Origin of the sequence: Petrotoga mexicana DSM 14811, from assembly GCF_002895565.1 — a bacterium.
In the GTDB taxonomy this organism is placed as follows: Bacteria; Thermotogota; Thermotogae; order Petrotogales; family Petrotogaceae; genus Petrotoga; species Petrotoga mexicana.
The window spans coordinates 38,823-61,242 of record NZ_AZRN01000023.1; the positions used below are offsets into that span (position 1 = coordinate 38,823).

Below are 22,420 nucleotides of genomic sequence, written 5' to 3' on the forward strand. Positions count from 1 at the left end.
TCTAATTTTTTTATTCTAAAAACGCCCCTTTATCCGCTGATTGTACAAATCTACTGTACCTATCTAAATACCCATTTGTTTTTGGAAGTATCGGTTTAAAAGTATTTAATCTTGCTTGTAATTCTTCTTCTGATATTTTTAAATTTAGAGTCTTTTCTGGTATGTTTATCGATACCATATCCCCATCCCTTACAACCCCTATTGGACCTCCTGCCGCAGCTTCGGGAGATACGTGACCTATGGCAGAGCCGCGTGTTGCTCCTGAGAATCTACCATCGGTGATCAGGGCAACCTTCTTATCCAATCCCATACCAGCTAATGCAGAAGTAGGTGCTAACATCTCTCTCATACCTGGTCCTCCCTTTGGACCTTCGTATAGGATAACTACTACATCTCCTTCTTTAATTTTTCCCCCATAAATAGCTTTGATGGCTTCTTCTTCTTTGTTGAAGACCTTTGCAGGTCCTTCATGTACCAACATCTCATCCGATACAGCTATCTGTTTAACAATTGCCCCGTTGGGAGCTATATTACCTTTTAACACCGCTAGTCCTCCATCTTTATGGTACGGTTTATCTATCGGCCTTATCACTTCATGGTTGACATAACCAACTGTTTTGAGATTTTCACCTAAGGTTTCCCCTGTTACGGTCAAGCAGTCCAAATGGAGCAAATTCTTTTTTGACAATTCTTTTAATACAGCAGGAATACCACCAGCGTAGTGTAAATCTTCAATGTGATGAATTCCTGCAGGAGTTAAACTACATAGGTGTGGGGTTTTTGAACTAATTTTATTAATAATATCTATTTCAAAATCGATTCCGGCTTCGTGAACGATTGCGGGCAAATGTAAAGCTGTGTTGGTAGAACAACCTAAAGCCATGTCTAGAGTAAAGGCGTTTTCTACAGTTTTTTCGGTGAATATATCCAATGGTTTAATGTCTTTAGCAACTAACTCCATTATTTTTTCTCCACTTTTTGTTGCCAAAGCCCTCCTACTAGAAAAAACTGCCGGAATCGTCCCATTTCCCGGCAGCGCAAGTCCTAAAACCTCTGTTAGGCAATTCATTGAATTGGCAGTAAACATCCCAGCACAAGACCCATACCCAGGACAGGCAGTCATTTCCATTTCACTTAACTCTTCATCAGAAATCTTATTGGCAACTCTCGCACCAACAGCTTCAAACATATCATGTAAATCGATTTTTCTTCCTCTGTAATTCCCCGCAAGCATTGGACCTCCACTTACAACTATCGCGGGAATATTTAACCTCAAAGCGGCCATTAGCATCCCTGGAACGATCTTATCGCAGTTGGGAATAAGGACCAATCCATCGAATTTGTAGGCTCTAGCTACAGATTCTATAGAATCGGCAATCAACTCTCTACTCGGTAATGAATAGTTCATACCGCTGTGTCCCATAGCGATACCATCACAGATTCCTATCGTTGAAAAAGCTAAAGGTAAACCTCCAGCTGCGTATACGCCATTTTTTACACTTTCACATATTTCATTCAAATGTTTATGTCCTGGTATTATATCGTTCGCAGAGTTAGCTATACCTATTATAGGTTTATCGATCTCTTCTTTTGTCAACCCTAGGGCGTAAAGCAAAGAACGATGTGGAGCTTTTGATATTCCTTTTTTAATTTCGTCGCTTCTTTGTTTATTATCGCTCATATAATCCTCCCTTTCCACAATGTTTAAAAATGTTGAAAAAATCCCCGGTAGAATTCATTCCCGTTCTTTCCACTTTGGATAACTTCCAAGAATTTTAAAGAAAGAACTCATTTTTTCTAATTTATCTAATGCTGTTATTACATCTTTATCTTCTTTATAACCTTCAAAATCTATATAAAAAGAATATTCACCTAATTGCTTTTTGGTTGGTCTAGATTCGATCCTTGTTAGATTTATGTTCTTTTCTTTGAAGGTTTTTAACATATTGTACAGAACCCCAGGTTTGTTGTGTTTTGGAGAACATATTATCGAGGTTTTGTAATTTTGTTCTGGATCTTCAAACTTTTTAAAGTTATCTGAATGTGCAATCACAAAAAAACGGGTTGAGTTACTTTTTGAGTCTTGAATATCTTTAGCTAAAACCTTTAGATTATAGATATTAACAATATTTTCTGAACCTATAGCGGCACTTTTGGGCACATCTTTTATCATTTCGCAAGCATTTGCGGTACTCGCGGTAAATATAACTTCAGGATTATTCAATCTATTTTTTATAAACTTACCACATTGTCCAATAGCTTGTTGATGCGAAAAAAGCTTTTTAATCTCTGTCAAGTCTAAACTTTCATAAGATAGAAGAAAATGCTTAATTGGAACAACACACTCTCCCACTACCTGAATATCTGATTTCTCGAATAAAAGATCCATTGTAATATTAACTGAGCCTTCCACGGAATTTTCAATTGGGACAACTCCAAAATCTACTTCTTTACTTTGAACCATTTCAAAAACGTCTGAAATAGATTGTAATGGAATCAATGAAACATTTTCACTAAAATATTTCACCGCTGCAATTTCACTAAAAGTCCCTTTAGGTCCTAAATAACAACATTTTTTTAAATTCTGATCTTTTTTCAAGACGTCTAACTCCTTGAACTCAAAAATATTACGAAAATATTTTCAGGGTTGAAAGAAAATGAAAAAAATTTCATTTTTCCTAATTATTGGTAACTATTTAAGATTAGCGTAAATTATTAGCGATTATACACTAAAATCTTCGTTTTTGCAAGATTTGAAAAAAATTTCATTAAAAGTCCTTTTAATTCTTTCTTTTAGGGGTTTTAGAAATATAGGATTAAAACAGTCCAATTTAATTTAACCAAAAATTTACTTAAAGCAAATAAAAAATTTACTTCTGCACTTTCTAAACAAAAATTTTATCATCCTATCATACAAATCCTGTATAATGAATTTGCCATAAAATTGTACAGGAGGGAAAGAAAGGAGTTAAAGATGGTACAATATAATATAGTTAAAATACAATTCAAAGCTACCTAAGAACCAATCATAAGTTTTTTACCAACTAAAATTCGAAAGGAGATTATACAATGAATACAAATTATATCGAAATAATTCCTAAGATCATACCGGTTTTCATCTTGTTAGGTGTTGGATATTTTTTAAAAGTCAAGAAGTTTATCTCTAACAATTCTATTGGTGAGATCAAGAAATTGATTGTTAACATTTCGCTTCCCGCACTATTATTTATGTCCTTTCTGGATGTTAATTTCACTATAGAGTTCTTTTTTATCATTCTAATTGTTTTTTTGATCAATCTTTTGATGTTATTGATAGGTAAGGGTTTTGCATTTTTTACAAAGTTAAAGGATCCTCACTTACCTTTGCTTTTCACCGGTTTTGAGGTTGGTATGCTTGGTATACCCCTCTTTGGTGCAATATACGGTACGGAAAGTATTAAATACATGGCAGTTGTTGATCTTGGCCAGGAAATATACGTTTGGTTTGTATTATTTGCAATGTTATTGAGCCTTCAACAAAAGGGAAAACAACTGCATTTTGTAGGGTTATTTAAATCTTTTATTACTTCTCCGATAATTATAGCTATTTTACTTGGTATCATTCTCAATTCTAGTGGGATAAAATCTTTAATTAGTGAAAATTTCCTATTTCAAGGTGTTATTAACAGTATCGATATGCTTGGAAGTTTAACAGTGCCTTTAATACTTTTAGTGATCGGATACGAAATTAATTTTAAAACCAGTAATATTAGTTTACCTTTAAAAATCATTGGCATTAGACTACTAATATTAGTACCTATTGCACTTTTAGTTGGGAACTTTGTTTTTAGTAAATATCTTGAACTAGACCCCCTTTACAGTGTTGCACTACTGTCGGTTGTAATATTGCCTCCACCTTTTATAATTCCTCTTTTTTTTAATCAAGAAGACGAACAAATGGGTGAAAAAAGTTACGTATATAACACCTTGTCAATAAGCACAGTTATATCTATAATAGCTTTTTTGATTATTGTCGTATTTTTCACACCTGCTCTTTGAATAGCCTGAAAAATAGCAAAAATTAAATGAAAAACCGTCAGTAAAATTTTATCCAATTCAGAAATAGATAGATAGATAAAATAATTATTAACAAAAAGTAGAATAAGAACAAAAGAGAAGAAATAGATCTAAAATATTGTAAAATTATCTGAATAAAGCAGACAGAATTTTATTTTAAGGAGAGATATCATGGCTTTATTACAAGTAAATTTTATGTCAAAGTCTTTAATGAGGAAAGTACCAATTTTGGTGGTTTTACCGGTTGACAAAGTGAATCTTCCAGGTATGTCTGAAATCACAGACAATCGCAATAATTCCTTTAAAACGCTATATCTTCTTCATGGGATGTTCGGTAATTATACAGACTGGGTGTCAGAGACAAGAATTCAAAGATTGGCTGAGGAAAGGAATCTGGTTGTTGTGATGCCTTCTGGTGAAAATTCGTTTTATTTGGATCAACCGGAGTCTGGGAATTTTTATGGAGAATTTATAGGAAAAGAACTTGTTGATATCACAAGAAAGATGTTTCCTTTGTCTAAGAGGAGAGAAGATACCTTTATTGCAGGGCTTTCTATGGGAGGCTACGGTGCTATTAGAAATGGTCTAAAATACCATGAAACCTTTGGTTATATTGCTGGGCTTTCCAGTGCATTAATTCTTGAGCAAATGCTTAATGAATCATTTAAGGAAATTGCTTATGAGAAGAGCTGTTTTGGAGATCCTCAGGAGGCTATTTTATCAGATAAAAATCCAAAAATACTTGTGAAGTATATAAGAGAAAAGATGAAAGAAGATCCATCGGTACATTTTCCTAAAATGTATATGGCTTGTGGTACTGAAGATGATTTAATAAACTCTAACCGTGATTTCAGAGATTTTCTCATGGAAAATAACGTAGATTTAACTTATGAAGAGGGGCCGGGGGCACATACCTGGGATTTTTGGGATACTTATATTGAAAAAGTGCTTGACTGGCTTCCTTTGAAAAATTGATCGCTAGCCGTTGAATGTAATTTAATTGAAAAAGTGGAAGGTGTAAAAAATGAAAGTGTTGGGAATAGATTTTGGGACAACTTCTTACAGTGCATGCTTATACGATAGTAAAAGCAAAGAAATTGCTTTCGCAAACAAACAAAATACAAGTTTAATTTTCGATGGTTTAAAAAGTGAATTCGATATAAAAAAATTAGAAAGTGATTTTGATTCTTTTATACAGTATCTAACTAAAATTTTTGATTTAAAAGGAACCGAAGCTATTTCAGTTACTGGAAACATGCATAGCTTTTTTCTTGTAAAAGATAACACCCCAACAACAAATATAATTACTTGGCAAGATCAAAGAGCTTTAGAAAAAAATGAAAATGGAATATCTTATGTAGATTATATTAATAAAAATTATAAATCGCTATTTTCTAAATTTCAATACTTGGTAAGCTCAGGGTATGCTGTCACAACTTTACTCCCTTTAAAAAAATTTATGGACACTTCGGGGTTTTCTCTCCATTTTGCTCCAGATTTCATCTTAAAAAAGTTGATTGGAGATACCACATACGATTCAATACCTATAGATCCTTCTATAGCTCATAGCAGTGGATTTTATGCATTAGAAAACAAAGATTGGAATTGGGAACTAATCAATGCATTGGGATACAGCGAAATTCACCTTCCCAAAATTGCTGAACCCGGAACTTTTGTAGGAGATGTTGGAAAGTACATCCCTCAATTAACCGGTACCCCAATCTTTTTAGGGATGGGTGATAATCAAGTATCAGTCTTAGGAGCAATTTTTGAAAAGAAATTTGAAACTTCTCATAATAAAACGAACTCGATGGTTATAAGCATAGGAACAAGCGGTCAAATATCTGCTGTAGTTAAGGAAATTAAGAAGATTTCAAAATACATAGATTATCGACCGTTTTTAAATAATTATTATTTATTAGTTGGAGCTAGTTTATCCGCTGGTAAGACTATTGAAGCCATCAAAAATTTTATAAAAAACTTTATAAACTTGGCTTGTAAGAAAAACGTTGAAGACAATTACATTTACGAATTTATCCAAAATTCAATATTACCAGTTTCTCCTCTAAAATTTCGCACTACATTAAACGGTACACGTTATAATCCTAATTTGAGAGGAGCTATTAATAATATAAGTTTAAACAACTTTACAATTCAGAATCTAGTGACAGCAGCTGCATATGGAATAGTGGAAGAACTCTACAAATATTATAGAGAAATGGATATCGATTATGAAGATATTATAGGGGTGGGAAATGGATTACAGAAAAACAAATATTTTATAAATATCATAAAAAAAGTCTTTAATAAAAATTTTTACCTAAGTAAACTGGAAGAAACTACAAGTTTTGGTGCTGCTGTGTGCGCAATGGAAGGAAAATCGAAAGGGAAGGTTGACTTTCAAGAATGAATAAAAAAGAAATTCAAGAACAACTAAAGAAACCCTTGATAGTTAAAGAAACAAGGTGTACTTACTAAACGAAAAGAGGTTCTTCTCCCTAAGTGTTGAATCCTCTCCATTATTCTATCTCCTAATACTTCATGCTTAATGTATTCTTAGTTCTCATCTAACAACTTACCTATTTCTTTCCTTCCACCGATCTTTTTTAAGTGATTTTTATCAATTATATAACCAGCGGCTAATCAAGTCAAATGTTGATGAAAAAAACATTATTCATTTAAAAAGTGTGCTAATGGTTGGAATTTTTAGAAAATATAACAAAAATTAAGAATTTGCTTTATAAACAACGATAATCGTTTATAATCGTTTCAGATTCCTTATAATTCGTTAAAATGGTATTTGACTTTTTAAAAATATAGATATATAATTCTGTTAGAAATTTACTAAATCGATTACGTAATAATTTCAAGGAGATTGTATGATGAAAAAGGTAACTATAAAAGATATAGCCGAAAGAGCAGGAGTCTCCCCAGCGACAGTATCTAGGGTGTTAAACCATCAAAATGGTGTAAGTGACGAAGTTGCCGAAAAAATTATGAAAATAGCCAAAGAAATGAACTATTCATTCAATATGAATGCAAGAATATTACGATCCGGTAAGTCCAAAATAATTGGAATAATTATTCCTGATATATCTAATTCCTTTTTTTCTAAAGTTTTATACGGTATACAAAGCGTTTTACAACCTCTAAATTACAAAATATTACTTGCCAACACGGAAGAAAATCCTAAATTGGAGGAAGAGTATCTCAAAACTTTTGTAGATCATAAAGTAGACGGTATCTTATCAGCTCCCACAAGAAATGTAAATAAAAAAGTCTATTTAGACATTATAAATGGAAGTATCCCAGTAGTTTTTTTTGATCGAATTATTCCACAAATGAACATTAGTTCTGTTACTTTAGACAATCAAGGAGCTATTGAAAAGGCCATAGATCATCTACTTCAAAAAGGGCATAAAAAAATTGGCTTCGTGAGTGGGATAAAAGAAATCTATACCGGAGAACAAAGAGAAAAAGGTTTTTTAAATTCTTTAAAAAAGTTCAATTTAAATTCAAAGGAATGCCCTGTTTATGGAGGACAATTCAGTGAGACTGAAGCAGAAAAAGCTGCAAAAGAAATGCTGAATAATTTTAGTATTACCGCTGTAGTTTGTTCTAATAACAAAACAACTATAGGAGCGTTAAGAGCCATAAAAAATGTAAAATTGCGTATAAAGGAGGATATTTCTATAATTGGTTTTGATTTAGAATCTTGGTCTGATTTAATTGAAATAACAATAATTAGCCAACCTCAATTCTCAATCGGAATGATATGTGCTCAAAGACTTTTGAGAGAAATTGAGAACAAAAATATCGAAACTGAAAATATTGTTTTATCACCCGAACTTATAATAAGAAATTCGGTTAAAAATATTACAAAATAAAGATCTGCTCAAATTTATGTTTTTTCGCAGGAAGGTTATGATTTCAAAAGCAACGATTGCTGTAAGCAATCTTTAACGAAGGTCAAAAGACTTGAGCTGAAACGAGCTAAATAGAATAAGCATATCTTAAGATGTTCAGGTTATTTTAAAAATTAAGCTACTTCACTTATGAATGTAAGTTGAAACTCTAAAGACATTATTCCACACATTACATTAGGAGGTGTTTGGTATGAAAAAGGGTCTAACTGTTTTGTTGTTAGTTACTGTTTTATTGAGTTTTTCGTTGATGGGTTTTGGACAAACTAGCTTTTTTGATATTTCAAAAGCAAATCCACCTAAAGCTATTCAGTCAAGTGACATGACAATCTTCTTCATAGTAAAAGCTAGTGAGAATGAATTTTGGCAGATTGTTTTGGATGGAGCGCAAAAAGCGGCGAACCATTTTGGTGTAGAATTTATTCATCAAGAACCCACTTCGGAGTCCGAAGTCTCAAGGCAAGTTTCTATTCTAGAAACAGCTATTTCTACAAAACCAGATGCAATTGTTTTGGCTCCTACTGTGGCGGATGCCTTAGTCCCTGGAATAGAAAGAGCTATGGATAGTGGAATACCTGTAATACTTATTGATTCATTGGCGAATACGGATAAGTATGTATCATTTTTAGGTTCAGATAACTATACTATTGGTCAAAGATCTGCAGATGAGTTAGCTAAAGCATTGGAAGAGAAAAACGGTTCGCCAAGCGGAAAAGTTGCAGCAATAACATATATGAGTGGAGTTGGATCACTAGAGGCTAGAATCTCAGGATTCTTGGATAGAATTGAAGAAGCATATCCCGATATTGAGGTTGTAAGTGTAAGAGACGCTATGGGGCAAGTCGGTAACACTATAAACATTACTTTAGATTTGCTAACTGCTTATCCTGATTTAGATGGGTTGTATGCTAATAATCAAATGACGGGTGACGATATGGTAAGGGCACTTGATATGCAAGGGAGAAAAGATTTAGCAGCTGTTGCGGTGGATGCCAGCGCTCAAGAGATTTGGGGTTTAGAAAATGGTTATTTAGACTCTGTTCTTGTTCAACAGCCATGGGTAATGGGATACGCTGGAGTTGCCTATGCTGTAATGGCAAGAAATGGAGTACCTCTTGCTAAAAGTGTCGATACTGGAATATTAGTTATTACACCGGAATCAATAGCAAGTGGAGAAGCGGATGCTGCTATAAATCCTTTTGAATATTACAAGGATTGGTAAAACTATAAAAAACTAAATGGGGGAGACTTTTTTCTCCCCTATTTTAAAAAGAGGGGGCTTCAAAGTGGCTGATGAAATTAATTCTAGTTACAGTGTCATAATGAAAAATATTACCAAAACTTTCCCGGGTGTAGTAGCGTTAGCAAACGTTAATTTTGAGTTAGAGAAAGGAGAAGTCAAAGGATTAGTTGGCGAAAATGGAGCAGGTAAATCAACATTAATTAAAATTCTAACGGGAGCCTATACTCCTGATAAAGGTGAAATTATCATATTTGGTGAAAAATTTGATGCCTTAACTCCGATTATTTCTGAAAGAAAAGGAATTGCCGCTGTTTACCAAGATTTAATGTTAACTAACCATTTAACAGTTCAAGAAAATATATTTTTGGGAAATGAATTGTCTAAATTTGGTTTAATTAATAAAAAAGAGATGATTAAAAAAACAAAGGAGCTATTAGCAAATTTAGGGTATGAAGATATCATTCATCCTCTAGATAAAGTTGGAAACTTAAGTTCCGCTCATAAGGGAATGGTGGCTATTGCGAAAGCTTTAGCAAAAAAAGTGAAAATTATGATTTTTGATGAGCCTACTGCTGTTCTAGCCGAAAAAGAGGTTAAAGAACTATTCCGAGTTGTGAAGCAATTAAAAAGCAATGGAATTTCTGTTATATATATCTCACATAGATTAGAAGAAATATTTGAAATTTGTGATACCGTATCTGTATTGAAAGATGGTAAAGTTGTAGGAAGTAAAAAGGTTGAAGAAACAACTGAGGACGAATTAATAACTATGATGGTAGGTAGAGAACTGAAAAAGGATTTGTATCTAGGGCGAAATATAGGGGAAGAAGTTTTAAGGGTTGAGAATTTAACAAACACCAAAGTAAAAGACTGCTCTTTTTCAATAAGAAAAGGCGAGATAGTTGGTATATATGGTTTAGTTGGTTCTGGTCGAACAGAACTTGTAAGAGCTTTATTCGGGGCTGATCCCATTGAAGAAGGAAAAATATATATAGGAGGTAAACAAGTTAATAAACCTTCTCCCAATAGTTCGATTAAAAGAAAACTAGCATTAATCCCAGAGGATCGAAGAGAACAAGGGTTAGCACTTCGCCTATCTGTTAAAGATAATATAAACCTTCCTATATACACTCGTATAAGTAAGATTGGAATTATCGATTCAAAAAAAGAAAAAGATAATACATTTCATTTCATAGAATCTTTATCTATTAAAACTCCTACAATTTATCAAAAAGTAGAAAATTTAAGTGGAGGTAATCAACAAAAAGTTGTTCTTTCTAAATGGCTAGCTAGTGAATCAGAGGTTTTTATATTAGATGAACCTACTAATGGAGTAGATGTTGGTGCAAAAGAAGAGATTTATGAATTGATAAATGATTTAGCCTCGCGAGGGAACGCAATTTTATTTATTTCATCGTATATTCCTGAGTTAATGTCCATTTGTGACAGGATACTTGTAATGAGAGAGGGAACCATTGCAGGAGAGGTAAGTAGGGATGAATTCTCTGAGGAAAAAATTCTATCCATTGCTTTAAAAACTGAAAAAAATAAGGTAGGTGTAAAAAATGACTAACAACAAGAAATTTAATTTTACCTGGAGCACTCAAGCAGTTATACTACTAGTAGTAGTAGCTATGTGGATTTTTCTTTCACTAACAACTGAGAATTTTCTAACTGTATCAAATATTCAAAATATATTAAGGCAAGTGACCATTCAAGGTATAAATGCTGTCGGTGTTACTTTAGTTATTATAACTGCAGGTATCGATCTATCCGTTGGATCAGTTGTTGCTTTGGTTAATATACTTTTTGCAATGCTATTAGTAGGGGGATCTCCAGTTTGGTTTGGAGTTTTAATGGTTCTAGCGTTGGCGACGGGTCTCGGTTTCGTAAATGGTTTTTTTGTTCATCAATTTAGGGTACCTCCATTTATTGCTACCTTAGCTATGATGAGTATCGCAAGAGGAGCGGCATTATTGATTTCTGGAGGAAGAAATGTTTTCGGGCTGCCCAGAAGTATAGCGGAATTTTCTTCTGGAACACTATTAGGGATTCCTAACCTATTTTGGTTTTTGATAGCTGTAATAGGCTTTATGGAATTTTTATTGAGAAAAACAACATTTGGAAGATATGTTTATGCTGTTGGTAGTAACCCAGAGGCAGCACGATTATCTGGAATTAATATTAGATGGGTTGTTATAGGAGTTTACATGATAGCCGGATTTTTATGGGGATTATCTGGAATATTAGAAACTTCAAGGCTTTGGATGGGAGTTCCGAGCACTGGAACAGGCTACGAACTAGATGCAATAGCTGCAGCTGTTCTGGGAGGAGCAAGTTTAATGGGCGCACAAGGAAGCGCTATCGGTGCGTTTTTGGGTGCTTTAGTTATGGCGACGATATATAATGGATCCGTCCTTTTGAACATTAACCCTTTTTGGCAAAGAATAATAGTCGGAATTATTCTAGTCATAACTGTTTCAATTGATCAAATACGTTCAAGAAGAGCATAACAAATAGAATTCGTGAGGTGATTTATATGTTAAAAAACATACCTAAGATAATATCTCCGGAATTAATGAAAGTCCTATTAGAAATGGGACATGGGGATGAAATATTGTTGGCTGATGGAAATTATCCCAGCCATTCGACAGGAGTAAAAGTTGTTAGATTAGATGGTCATGGAATCCCAGAAATTTTAACAGCCATCTTAAAATACTTACCTCTAGATACTTTTGTTGAAGAAAACGTTCTATTAATGGATAATAATTTAAGTAGCAAACCTGAGATTTGGAAAAGTTACGAAGAAATATTGTATGATTCTAACGAAGATTTTAGAATTAAAGTATTAGAGAGATTCAAATTTTATGAAAGAGCTAGAAACGTATACGCTATAGTTGCAACAAGTGAAAGTGCCTTGTATGCTAATATAATTCTTAAAAAAGGGGTTGTCAAAACATGATATATATAGACTCGATTAATGAGAAAGCTATTTCACTTTTAAATTTTCCTTTTATCCAGGGGTTGACTACAAATCCTTCCATAATAAAAAAGGAGACTAATTCCTGGGGTTTTGTAGAAACCGTCACTTTTCTCCAAAAAATCCCAGGAAATCATTTCGTTCAGGGAAGTGTAAAAAAAGATAAAGATTGGTTTATGGAATTGCATAAACTTTTAGAAAAAGGAGAAATTGATGCTAAGAAGTTCATAATCAAACTTCCATGGGATCCCTCTCTTTCAGCTAATTATGTTTTGCCTTTAAAAGATTTAGGTTTTAAAGTTTGTGCCACTGCAGTTTATACTATACAACAAACTTTTACGGCTGTGTTTAGTAATGTGGATTATATAGCTTTTTATTATGATAGAATGAAAAAAAATAATATTGATACAGAAAACAGATTGTTAGATATATTAAACATATGTGAAAAAAACAACCCCAAACTTAGGTTGTTAGGTGCAAGTATAAAAGATATTACAACTGTCAACATACTACTAAAATTAGGAATTCATGATTTAACTCTTCCTTTGAACGTTGTGGAAGAAATTTTAAAGACTAATTTTCCGCAAAATGATTTAGAAATATTTGAAGATGATTTTAAATTATGAGAAACGAAGAAAAGAATTTATTATTACCTTTTTTTAAAATTGTTGCTGTAGTTTACAACCCTACTCTTTGAAAAACATGCAGTAATCAAAAGAAGGACAAGTCAGAGAAATATTTTTAGGAGGTAATTCCATGCAAAAACCTACAATAAAAGACATCGCAAAGGCTCTGAATATATCTCCCTCTACAGTTTCAAGAGCGTTGTCTGGTAAACCTGGCGCAAGTTGAAGAATTACGAAAAAAAGTTATAGATACCGCTCAAAAATTAGGGTATATGAAAAATCTATCCGCAGGTACACTTAAAAATTCAAAATCAAAGATTATTGGTGTTATAGCGTTTGATATAAGGAACCCTTTCTTTTTGGATTTTTTAAAAGGGGTAGAAGATGTTTTATTTCCATGTGAATATAAGATTTTGTTAAGTAACGTCGATGAGAATGTAGATAAGGAAAAGACCTATTTAAACTGGATGATCAGTCATGGGGTTGAAGGTATTTTAGCTTCCCCAATTACAGAAAAAAACGGAAAAAGTAATTTGAGATTATATCAAGATTTTTTCAAAATGGGTATTCCAGTAGTTTTCTACGACAGGATGTTTTATAATCAAGAACAATTTGATCATGTTATTGTAGACAACCAAGATGCAATTATTCAAGCTTTAATGTATTTAAAAGAAAATGGTCATGAAAAGATAGGTATTTTTTTGTCTAAAAAAGGAATATTCACTGTAGAAGAAAGATTCAAAGGTTTTCTAAAGGGTTGTAAACTGTTGAATATTCCCGTTAAAAATGAATGGATATGTGAAGATATTTTTCCTTATGAAAAAGCTATAGGAGTTTTAAATGAGCTGAAGAGAAAAAAGAGTTTACCAACGGCGATAATAGCTACAAACAACAATATAACTAAGTATATAGTCTTCGCTGCTAAAAAAAATAATATAAAAATTCCTGAAGAACTGTCTTTAGTTGGATTTGATGATTTACCTGAAAATGAACTGATAGATCCACCTTTAACGACTATAAAACAACCAATATTAGAAGAAGGTAAAATAGCTGCCACAGCTTTACTATCAAGGATAGAAGACAGATATGCCAGACCTATGAAAGTTATATTAAAAGGAGAATTAATAGAAAGAAAGTCAGTCAAAAATTTGAAATCATAACAGATTAAAAAAATCTATGAGGAGGCTAATTTTATATGAAAAAAAGGAAAATAGGGATAATCACATTTTCAGATGGTAGAGATTTTGTTCATGAGGAAACCTTGGAGATGAACAAAAAATTTGAAGACAGGCTAGTAAAAGCGTTAGAAAGCACCGGTGAAGTAGAAGTAGTAAGAGCTTCAGACATTGTAAACAAACCATCAAAAGCAAAAAAAGCTGGAAAAGAAATGATGAAAGCAGAAGTGGAAATGACGATCTTCAATTATTCTATATGGTGTTGGCCTCATTTGAGCGTTATGGCTTCACTTTATGCCCCTGGACCGTATTTAACTTATGGCCAAATAAATCCAAAGTATCCTGGAATGGTAGGATTGTTAGCTGCAGCTGGTGCTTTAGAGCAAATAGGAATATTCCCAGAAAGAGTTTGGGGAGAGCCAGAAGATCCAATGGTTTTAGAAAAATTACTAAAATACATACGAGCTGCCAGTGCTGCACATAGGTTAAAAGGAGAAAGGTACGGAATGTTTGGTGGAAGACCCATGGGAATGTACACAGCTTCTGCCAACGGAGATCAATGGATGAAAGAATTTGGAATTGATGTTGAACAGGTAGACCAATATGCATTGGTTTTAAAAGCTGAAAAAGTGCCATCTCAGAAGAAAAAGAAAGCAAGAGAATGGCTTGAAAAATTAGCAACCGTTAAATATGACGGCAATAGACTCACTCCTGTAATTTTAGAGAAGCAGATAGGATTATATTACGCTGCACTTGAAATTATAAAAGAAGAAGAGCTTGATTTTGTTGGATTCAAAGGACAACCTGAAATGACAAATAATTATGCAACATTAGATATTGCAGAAGCTTTTTTGAACGATCCATACGATTTTGATGGTGTAAAGGAACCTATTGTGGCAGCAACTGAAACAGATATGGATGGAGCTTTAACCATGGAAATCTTTAAACATATAGCCCAAACCCCTGTATTGTTTGCAGACGTGAGGCATTACTTCAAAGAAGAGAATTTGTTGGATTTAGCAAACTCTGGACAGCATGCGACATATTTTGCAGGGAAATCTAACAAACCTGAAGAAAATTTGAAAAACGTGATTATACACCCTGAAGATTTTTATTTCCCAGCAGGTGGTGGCGCTGTTAAACACTTTGCAGCTCCTGGGAGAGTTACATTAGCAAGACTTGCAAGGCAAGATGGGAATTATGTAATGACAATAGTTCCCGCTGAGTTTGTCGAACTTTCTGAAGAAGAAAAGAAAAGGCTCAGTGAACAAGTACAAATCGAATGGCCACATGCATATGCTAAATTAGATACTGATATAGAAACCTTTTTGGAATATTACCCTTGTAACCATACACATGGGGTATATGGGAATTCTATAGATGAGTTGGTACATTTTTGTAAGATAAAAAATATCGATTATCAAATTTTAGATTGAAAAAAATTTATATGGAAGTGAAAAAATGGATGTTATTAGAAAATCCTTTATATTTGACAAAATCCCAGGTAAACTGAGTTCTCATTCAGTAAGTCTTTGTAAAATCAATGAAAAAGAAATATTAGCCTTTTGGTTTGCGGGAACCTGGGAAGGTAATAAAGATGTTGATTTATTTACTTCCCGATACAATATTCTTGAAAAAAGTTGGGAATCTCCAAAACTTTTTGTTCATGATCCTGTAAGATCTCTAGGTAATACAGTTCCAGTATTATTTGGTAATACAATAAGAGTGTATTATGCTGCCATGGAAGGTAAAGATTGGACTGAAACGTCATTGTGGTATAAAGAGTCTTATGATCAAGGAACAACTTGGACTCAAGAAAAACCTTTTTCTCTAGTTAACAATAACCTTTTGTTTGGAACTAAATTATTGAAATTAAGAAATAACAGATATGTTTTTCCTATATATAATGAAAAGATGTGGATTAGTACCCCCTATATATCAAATGATATTCAAAGAAACAAATGGAAAAAATTTGGTGAGATTCAGACGGAAAAGGGAAATATTCAACAAGACATGATCGAAATTAAAAATCACATTTTTTCGTTGCTAAGAACTAGAGATGGTTATATTTATAAAACAACTTATGACTTAGAAAAGAAAGAATGGGATAAACCCAAATCTACAGGAATACCAAATCCAAATTCAAGAGTGACTTTAGAAAAGATAGGAAATTTATTAGTTTGTTGTTGTAATCCGTTGGGTTTAGAGAAAGGAGAAATTATTGAAGATCCTAGAAAGTTATCTAATTTGGAGGATCCGTTTTGGGGTAAAAGAGAAAAGTTGTCTATTTTTACTTCATATGACTTTGGAAATACGTGGCATGAAGAAATTATTTTAGAAAATTCAAAAAACAAAGAATATTCATATCCATGGATTCAGATAATCAGTGAATCTGAATTAATGGTTGCATATACTTATGAAAGAAGAAATATTGCTTATACTATAATAAAAATATAAAGCACACCGGGAGGAACTAAAGATGTATTTAGTGGGAGTGGATATAGGAACTCAAAGCACTAAATCTGTTATCACAGATGAAAATGGAAGAGTCGTTGCAGAAGCTTCGAAAGAATATTCTGTTTTGACACCTCAACCCAATTGGGCTGAACAATGGCCTAATGTGTGGTTTGACGCGGTGATTGATACTCTGAAATTAGTCCTAGAAAAAGGAAAAATAAATCCAAAAACTGTTGCAGGAATAGCTATAAGTGGATTATACGGAGGTTCAGGAATCCCAGTTGACAAAGATTTCAACCCCCTAAGGCCCTGTTTAATTTGGATGGATAGAAGGGCAACGAAAGAAACAGATTGGGTTAAAAATAATGTTCCTAAAGAAACTTTATTTGGGATAACAGGTAACTATGTCGATAGTTATTTTGGTTTCACAAAAATTCTTTGGATAAAAAATAATGAAAAGGATATTTGGAACAAAACTTATAAATTTATAACACCAAAAGATTTCGTCATTCACAAACTAACAGGTGAAGTAATAATAGACTTCTCTTCTGCAGGTAATATTGGAGGAATTTTCGACATTCAAAAAAAATACTGGTCAGAAGAGATGTGCAAAATTCTTGGTATAACTTCAGATAAATTGCCTGAAAAAATAGTTAAATCTTCTGAGATTGTAGGAACCCTTAACAAAACATCTGCACAAGAAATTGGACTTTTGGAAGGTACTCCAATAATCGCCGGAGGTATTGACGCCCCAGTTGCTCAATTAAGTGCCGGATCTGTCAACGAAGGTGAACACGTAGCTATGGTTGGTACTTCGACATGTTGGGGCAATATTCACGATGGCAAATACTTAACCCCAGAATTGGTGAGCTATCCCTATGTAGTTGATGATTTAACAAAAATATACACGTTTGGGGGAGGAGCTACCTCTGGGGCCATAGTGAGATGGTTTCGAGAAGAATTCGGGGAATATGAAAAGGAATTTGAAAGAAAAAGAGGTATTTCTACTTATTCACTTCTTGAATTAGAATCAAAAGATATTCCTCCAGGATGTGATGGGATTATAGTTTTGCCATATTTCATGGGTGAAAGATCACCTATTTGGGAATCAAATGCGAAAGGAACTATTATAGGACTTAACTTGTATCACAAAAGAAGCCATCTTTACAAAGCCTTTATGGAATCTGTAGCCTATTCTCTGAGACATAATATGGAATACGCGGAAAATACTGGAATGAAATTGAATTCTGAATGTTACTTAGTAGGAGGAGCTGCTAAGAGTGATATTTGGACTCAAATATTTGCAGATATGACGGGATATATTATGAAAAGAACGATGCAAGATGTTGAAGCACCTTTAGGAGATGCATTTTTAGCAGGCTTAGGAACAGGTGTATTTCACGATTCACAAGATATTAAGAAATGGATAAAGTTCAAAGAAAATACTTCACCAGACGCTAATAACAAAAGTGTTTATGATAAATATTTCAGTTTATACAAAAAGTTGTATGAAAATACCAAAGAAATAATGAAACAATTATAATCCCATTGATTGAAATAGAGAAAAATTTAGGGTTCGATGATATTTATTTTCTTCGTATAAATACTTTGAAAATAAAATAATTTTAAAAGCACTGTAGGAAGTAACTCTTACCATTCTTTATAGATGGGTGTTGGACGAGGTGGCTTTGAAGTAAATTTTAAAATTTCTAAAATTAGTAGAGCCATATTTGATAATGAGCCTAATAACTCTTGGAAAAAATACGATGTTGATGTATAATTAAATTATGTAAAAGTAAATATTCACTTAAAAGTGCCTTTATGGAATAATAGGGAAATCAGTGAAAATCTGATGCAGCCCCCGCTACTGTAAGCATGGATGAAATTGTCAAAACCACTGGACTTTGTGCCGGGAAGGGACAAGAGTAAAGGGAAGTGCAAGCCAGGAGACCTGCTTTTAAGAGAAAGATGTTTGTTCTTCGGAGGGAAGGATAAGGTGATAATACGCAACTTAATCGCAATCGGGTAGTGTACTATGTTAAAAAACCTTAACTTCTTGCAAGTTAAGGTTTTTTTAATTGGTCATATGGTAAGGACCTTCCATGGATAAAGTAAATTGTTCAAGAATCGTCATAGTAGGAACTAGAAAAGAAGTAGAAGTTAGGTTTAATCATTTCCTTTGAAACGGTGATGTGCAGAATTATGAAAAAGTAATTCCTTCAGTGTTGGATATTGAGTATTAAGTTAATATATTGTAATTAAAGGGGTTAAAAACATGCAGTGGGAAGAAGTAATACCCAAATTAAAGCCGTTAAACGAAGAATATATTATGCAAGCGCAAGAACGTTTGGATCAATTAACCAAACCAAAGGGAAGTTTGGGACAGTTAGAACAGTTGGCAATGCAATTATCGGCAATTTATCAGTCGATTTATTTTTCTGTAGATCCTATAACTCATTATGTATTTGTAGGAGATCATGGAATTACCGCAGAAGGTGTCTCTGCTTTTCCGTCTGAAGTTACTACACAGATGGTGTATAACTTTTTGCAGGGAGGGGCAGCTATCAATGTGTTAACTAAAAACAATAATGTTGCCATCAAAGTAGTTGACGTAGGAATGAAAGATACGATTGCAGATCCCAGACTGATTCAACGTAAGATCAAAAAAGGAACTAACAATTTCTTATTCAGTAAAGCAATGAGCAAGAAAGAAGTGTATGATGCTATCCAGGTCGGATTTCAATTAGGAATTGAAGAAGTTGAACAGGGAGCGAAAATGTTGTCGATCGGAGAGATGGGTATTGGCAACACTACATCAAGTGCCGCTATAGCTGCTCATTTGCTTGAACTACCCGTTGAACAGATGACAGGTAAAGGGACAGGACTTAATGATATTCAACTAAAACATAAAATAAATGTGATTCGCAAAGCCTTTGAAAAGCACCAACTTGCTACAAAAGATGCTATGGAGACGTTAGCTACCTTTGGTGGAGTGGAACATGCGGCAATGACCGGAATGATTATTGCTGCATCCTACAAACAAATCCCAGTTTTGCTTGATGGACTGAATACAGGTGCTGCCGCCCTTGCTGCGACATATATTCATCCTATCACTGCATCTTATATGATTGCAGCCCATCAATCAGAAGAGCCTGGACATGCAATTATTTTAAAAGTCTTGCAATTAAAACCGTTATTACAATTGTCATTACGATTAGGAGAAGGAACTGGAGCGATTTTAGCCTTACCTTTAATTCGTTCTACTCAACATTTGCTACAGGAAATGGCTACCTTTTCCCAAGCAAAGGTGTCGCAAAAAGAGCGGTAAGAGATAGGAAGGCAGAAGAATGTTCTATTCGTTTAGCTGATTCCTTCTATGGATTAAACAAGCACTATATTCGGCTTGCCGTAAAAAGGCGTGAAGAAAATCAGCAGTTGATAAAGGAGTTGAACTTATTTGTCTCAAAACGATAAAAAAATTATTTTAGTAACAGGTGGAATTCGTAGTGGCAAATCAAGCTTTGCTCAACGTTTAGTTCAACCCTATGGGGATCATGTTCGTTATATTGCAACAGCGCAAGCAAAGGATGAGGAAATGGAAAAAAGAATTGTGATTCATCGCCAGAATCGACCAAAATCATGGCGAACTCTAGAAGAACCCATTCATTTGGCAAAGTTATTTTATGAGGATAGAAGTGATGATTTTGATAAGCAGATGAATCAAAAAGTTGCATCCTTAATCGATTGTATCACCCTTTGGATCTCTAATCTCCTTTTGCAGAAGGATGAGCAAGGGAAAGAACTATGGGAGACAGAGGAAGGACAAAAAAAAGTAGAATCGATGATTGATGATTTTCTTCACGCCCTTACCGGCCATCGCTATCCAGTAATTATTGTAACCAATGAAGTTGATTGGGGTGGAATAGAAATGAATCCATTAGGTAGAGTGTATCAGGATATTTTAGGGTGGACTAATCAAAAGATTTCCAACATTGCAGATGAGGTTTATATGGTTGTATCTGGTATACCGGTTCTATTAAAGGGTGGGATACGGAATGATCAATAATTATCTTAACGCATTAGGCTTAGCAATTCAATATTATAGTCGAATTCCCCTTCCCTTTTCCTTTCCTTATCAAGAGGAAAATGTAAAAAGAACAATTTTTTTCCTTCCCTTCATTGGTTGGCTATTGGGGGGACTGGTATATTTATTTTATGATTTTTTTCACCCTTATTTTCCCGAGTCGTTGTTTGCAGTCTTTCTTGTTGTTTTTTTATTGTGGCTAACTGGTGCCCTGCATGCAGATGGCTGGATGGATGTTTTTGATGGAATAGGCAGTTGTCAGAGTAAAGAAAAAATGTTAACAATTATGAAGGATAGTCGTGTGGGAGCGATGGGAGTTATTGGATTTATGGGATTATATAGCATTAAAATATTTAGCCTATCAATACTGTTGTCATCAGATTTAATAAAAGAAGCTTTAATTATTACTCCCCTTATCGCCCGATGGGGAGTACTGTTAGCTATTGTTTTGTTTCCCTATGCAAGAGATGAAGGATTAGGCAAGCAATACAAGGACTGGTTCAAATTGCCGATGCTGTTTGTATCAATTATCTGGTTGTTACCGGGCTTTTGGTTAAGTTCTTATTTTCCTTTTATGTTGTTGATTAACTTGATATTTATTATCTTATCAGGAGTTTATTTTAAAAAAAAGATAGAAGGGTTAACAGGAGATGTGTACGGATGGATGATTGAAGGGGGAGAGATGCTCCTTTGGATCATGCTGGTGGTATATCTATGATGGATTTTTATCTTCTTCGTCATGGGAAAACAAAATATAATGAAAAGGGTTTATTACTGGGAAAAACAGATGTTCCTTTACTATCTAGAGAAGATCCGGATCTATTAAAGTGGATCGATCGCTTAGTTGCTATTTCCTGGGTAGCCATGTTCCATAGTGGAATGAAACGATCTGAGGAAACCTTACGGGAGATTTATCGAAGGCTTGATGAAAAAAAGAAAGACATTCCTATTTACGTAGATGAACGTTTACAAGAAATGAATTTTGGCGAATGGGAATTAAAAAGTTACGATTGGCTGTACCAAAATCAACGGGAAGATTTTTTAAACTGGTTACATAGTCCTTATGATTATGCTCCTCCACAGGGGGAAACACTAGCTCAGATGGAAAAAAGGGTTATATCCTTCTTTGAGGAATGGGCGTCCAAAGAATTGATTGGATCGATATTGCTTGTGACCCACGGAGGTCTTATTCGGCTTTTATGGTCAATCATACATCAGACATCTTTTTATGAAAAGAAAGTAGAAATTGGTTCTCTTTTTTGCCTTAATTGGCAAAAGCGAAATATGGAAGAAATTTTAGAATAAAATAAATGTCTTAATAAAAAGGTTGAAAGAGGAATGAAAAAATATGGCAAAAGCATTGATGATTGTTGGAACGGGGTCAGATGTAGGAAAAAGTATGGTTGCTACAGCGTTTTGCAGGTATTTAGCTGCAAGAGGTATTTCCGTTACCAAAATTCTCAAAAAGAGTCTTTTACTATAATAGGAAAGAACAAATGTTTGATAGATTGGAACAATGGCTAATAGAAGGAATGAGTGTGGAAGGTAAAAGATTAATAAATGCATATAAATAATTATGCCCAAAATATTTAAAAGCCAGTATTTTTTGAATCAAAGAATGTACTCATATGATTTTCGAAAAATGGGGAAGCAAAAATTCTTTTCTATTACGCACAAACATTTTACGAAGGAAAGAAAAGTGAAAAAGAAGAGGAAATCGTGAACCTGATCAGATATGTGTGGGATGGAACACAAAGATATGGAACGGTAGTATGGTCTTTCGGTGAATAAGCTTATGAAATAATAAAAGAACTGCTATTTTTAAGGAGAAATTAAAACCTTTGGATAGAATTTGAAGCACTTTTAAACAAGGTCC

At 33.8% G+C, this 22,420-nt stretch carries 21 protein-coding genes and 1 riboswitch; of the genes, 19 read left to right on the forward strand and 2 right to left on the reverse strand.

The window, feature by feature from the left end:
• Positions 1 to 10: 10 nt before the first annotated feature.
• Together ilvD and pheA are read right to left on the reverse strand one after the other, a co-directional pair.
• Entirely contained in the window at positions 11 to 1,681 is a 1,671-nt protein-coding gene (gene ilvD / locus X927_RS05945) for a dihydroxy-acid dehydratase (RefSeq protein WP_103077185.1), read from the reverse strand.
• A 54-nt stretch (positions 1,682 to 1,735) separates the two neighbouring features.
• Positions 1,736 to 2,599: a prephenate dehydratase gene (gene pheA, locus X927_RS05950; protein ID WP_169925164.1), complete on the reverse strand. Its 864-nt coding sequence runs from the start codon at positions 2,597 to 2,599 to the stop codon at positions 1,736 to 1,738.
• Between the two features lie 470 nt (positions 2,600 to 3,069).
• Here pheA and X927_RS05955 point away from each other — a divergent pair, with 470 nt between their 5' ends.
• From X927_RS05955 to X927_RS10115, 19 genes are all read left to right on the forward strand, one after another.
• Positions 3,070 to 4,038, forward strand: coding sequence for an AEC family transporter (locus tag X927_RS05955; RefSeq protein WP_103077187.1), 969 nt, complete (start codon positions 3,070 to 3,072; stop codon positions 4,036 to 4,038).
• A 189-nt stretch (positions 4,039 to 4,227) separates the two neighbouring features.
• A complete protein-coding gene (locus X927_RS05960; RefSeq protein WP_103077188.1) occupies positions 4,228 to 5,031 on the forward strand; it encodes an alpha/beta hydrolase in 804 nt (267 codons plus the stop codon).
• 49 nt (positions 5,032 to 5,080) lie between these two features.
• Entirely contained in the window at positions 5,081 to 6,466 is a 1,386-nt protein-coding gene (locus tag X927_RS05965; RefSeq protein WP_103077189.1) for a sedoheptulokinase, read from the forward strand.
• A gap of 472 nt (positions 6,467 to 6,938) precedes the next feature.
• Positions 6,939 to 7,943 (forward strand): LacI family DNA-binding transcriptional regulator, encoded by a 1,005-nt coding sequence (locus X927_RS05970; RefSeq protein ID WP_169925165.1) that lies wholly within the window; start codon positions 6,939 to 6,941, stop codon positions 7,941 to 7,943.
• A 229-nt stretch (positions 7,944 to 8,172) separates the two neighbouring features.
• Entirely contained in the window at positions 8,173 to 9,201 is a 1,029-nt protein-coding gene (locus tag X927_RS05975) for an ABC transporter substrate-binding protein (RefSeq protein ID WP_103077191.1), read from the forward strand.
• A gap of 64 nt (positions 9,202 to 9,265) precedes the next feature.
• The gene (locus X927_RS05980; protein ID WP_245855488.1) at positions 9,266 to 10,795 is read left to right on the forward strand and encodes a sugar ABC transporter ATP-binding protein; all 1,530 of its coding nucleotides are present in this window, start codon (positions 9,266 to 9,268) and stop codon (positions 10,793 to 10,795) included.
• Positions 10,788 to 11,735 carry an ABC transporter permease gene (locus X927_RS05985; RefSeq protein WP_103077193.1) on the forward strand — a complete coding sequence of 316 codons (948 nt, stop codon included), beginning with the start codon at positions 10,788 to 10,790 and terminating at the stop codon, positions 11,733 to 11,735. The genes X927_RS05980 and X927_RS05985 overlap by 8 nt, the downstream gene beginning before the upstream one ends.
• 26 nt (positions 11,736 to 11,761) lie before the next feature.
• On the forward strand, positions 11,762 to 12,184 hold the full coding sequence (locus X927_RS05990) for an RbsD/FucU family protein (protein ID WP_103077194.1): 423 nt from the start codon (positions 11,762 to 11,764) through the stop codon (positions 12,182 to 12,184).
• Positions 12,181 to 12,828, forward strand: coding sequence for a transaldolase family protein (locus X927_RS05995; protein WP_103077195.1), 648 nt, complete (start codon positions 12,181 to 12,183; stop codon positions 12,826 to 12,828). Before X927_RS05990 ends, X927_RS05995 begins: the two co-directional genes overlap by 4 nt.
• Positions 12,829 to 12,958: 130 nt before the next feature.
• The gene (locus X927_RS10265) at positions 12,959 to 13,054 is read left to right on the forward strand and encodes a LacI family DNA-binding transcriptional regulator (RefSeq protein ID WP_103077196.1); all 96 of its coding nucleotides are present in this window, start codon (positions 12,959 to 12,961) and stop codon (positions 13,052 to 13,054) included.
• Positions 13,055 to 13,100: 46 nt separating this feature from the next.
• Positions 13,101 to 13,988 carry a LacI family DNA-binding transcriptional regulator gene (locus tag X927_RS06005; protein WP_103077197.1) on the forward strand — a complete coding sequence of 296 codons (888 nt, stop codon included), beginning with the start codon at positions 13,101 to 13,103 and terminating at the stop codon, positions 13,986 to 13,988.
• Positions 13,989 to 14,023: 35 nt separating this feature from the next.
• Entirely contained in the window at positions 14,024 to 15,439 is a 1,416-nt protein-coding gene (locus X927_RS06010; RefSeq protein ID WP_103077198.1) for an L-fucose/L-arabinose isomerase family protein, read from the forward strand.
• A 25-nt stretch (positions 15,440 to 15,464) separates the two neighbouring features.
• Complete coding sequence (locus tag X927_RS06015; RefSeq protein WP_103077199.1) at positions 15,465 to 16,460, forward strand: exo-alpha-sialidase; 996 nt, start codon at positions 15,465 to 15,467, stop codon at positions 16,458 to 16,460.
• A gap of 22 nt (positions 16,461 to 16,482) precedes the next feature.
• Positions 16,483 to 18,003, forward strand: a complete 1,521-nt coding sequence (locus X927_RS06020) for an FGGY-family carbohydrate kinase (protein ID WP_103077200.1) — start codon at positions 16,483 to 16,485, stop codon at positions 18,001 to 18,003.
• Between the two features lie 251 nt (positions 18,004 to 18,254).
• Positions 18,255 to 18,433, forward strand: a riboswitch (cobalamin riboswitch).
• Between the two features lie 302 nt (positions 18,434 to 18,735).
• Positions 18,736 to 19,788 carry a nicotinate-nucleotide--dimethylbenzimidazole phosphoribosyltransferase gene (gene cobT, locus X927_RS06025; protein ID WP_103077201.1) on the forward strand — a complete coding sequence of 351 codons (1,053 nt, stop codon included), beginning with the start codon at positions 18,736 to 18,738 and terminating at the stop codon, positions 19,786 to 19,788.
• 129 nt (positions 19,789 to 19,917) lie between these two features.
• Positions 19,918 to 20,526 (forward strand): bifunctional adenosylcobinamide kinase/adenosylcobinamide-phosphate guanylyltransferase, encoded by a 609-nt coding sequence (gene cobU, locus X927_RS06030; RefSeq protein WP_103077202.1) that lies wholly within the window; start codon positions 19,918 to 19,920, stop codon positions 20,524 to 20,526.
• Entirely contained in the window at positions 20,516 to 21,262 is a 747-nt protein-coding gene (gene cobS, locus X927_RS06035) for an adenosylcobinamide-GDP ribazoletransferase (RefSeq protein WP_103077203.1), read from the forward strand. The genes cobU and cobS overlap by 11 nt, the downstream gene beginning before the upstream one ends.
• Complete coding sequence (locus X927_RS06040; protein WP_103077204.1) at positions 21,235 to 21,849, forward strand: histidine phosphatase family protein; 615 nt, start codon at positions 21,235 to 21,237, stop codon at positions 21,847 to 21,849. The genes cobS and X927_RS06040 overlap by 28 nt, the downstream gene beginning before the upstream one ends.
• A 43-nt stretch (positions 21,850 to 21,892) precedes the next feature.
• Positions 21,893 to 22,027 carry a nucleotide-binding protein gene (locus X927_RS10115; protein WP_146026588.1) on the forward strand — a complete coding sequence of 45 codons (135 nt, stop codon included), beginning with the start codon at positions 21,893 to 21,895 and terminating at the stop codon, positions 22,025 to 22,027.
• Positions 22,028 to 22,420 lie beyond the last annotated feature (393 nt).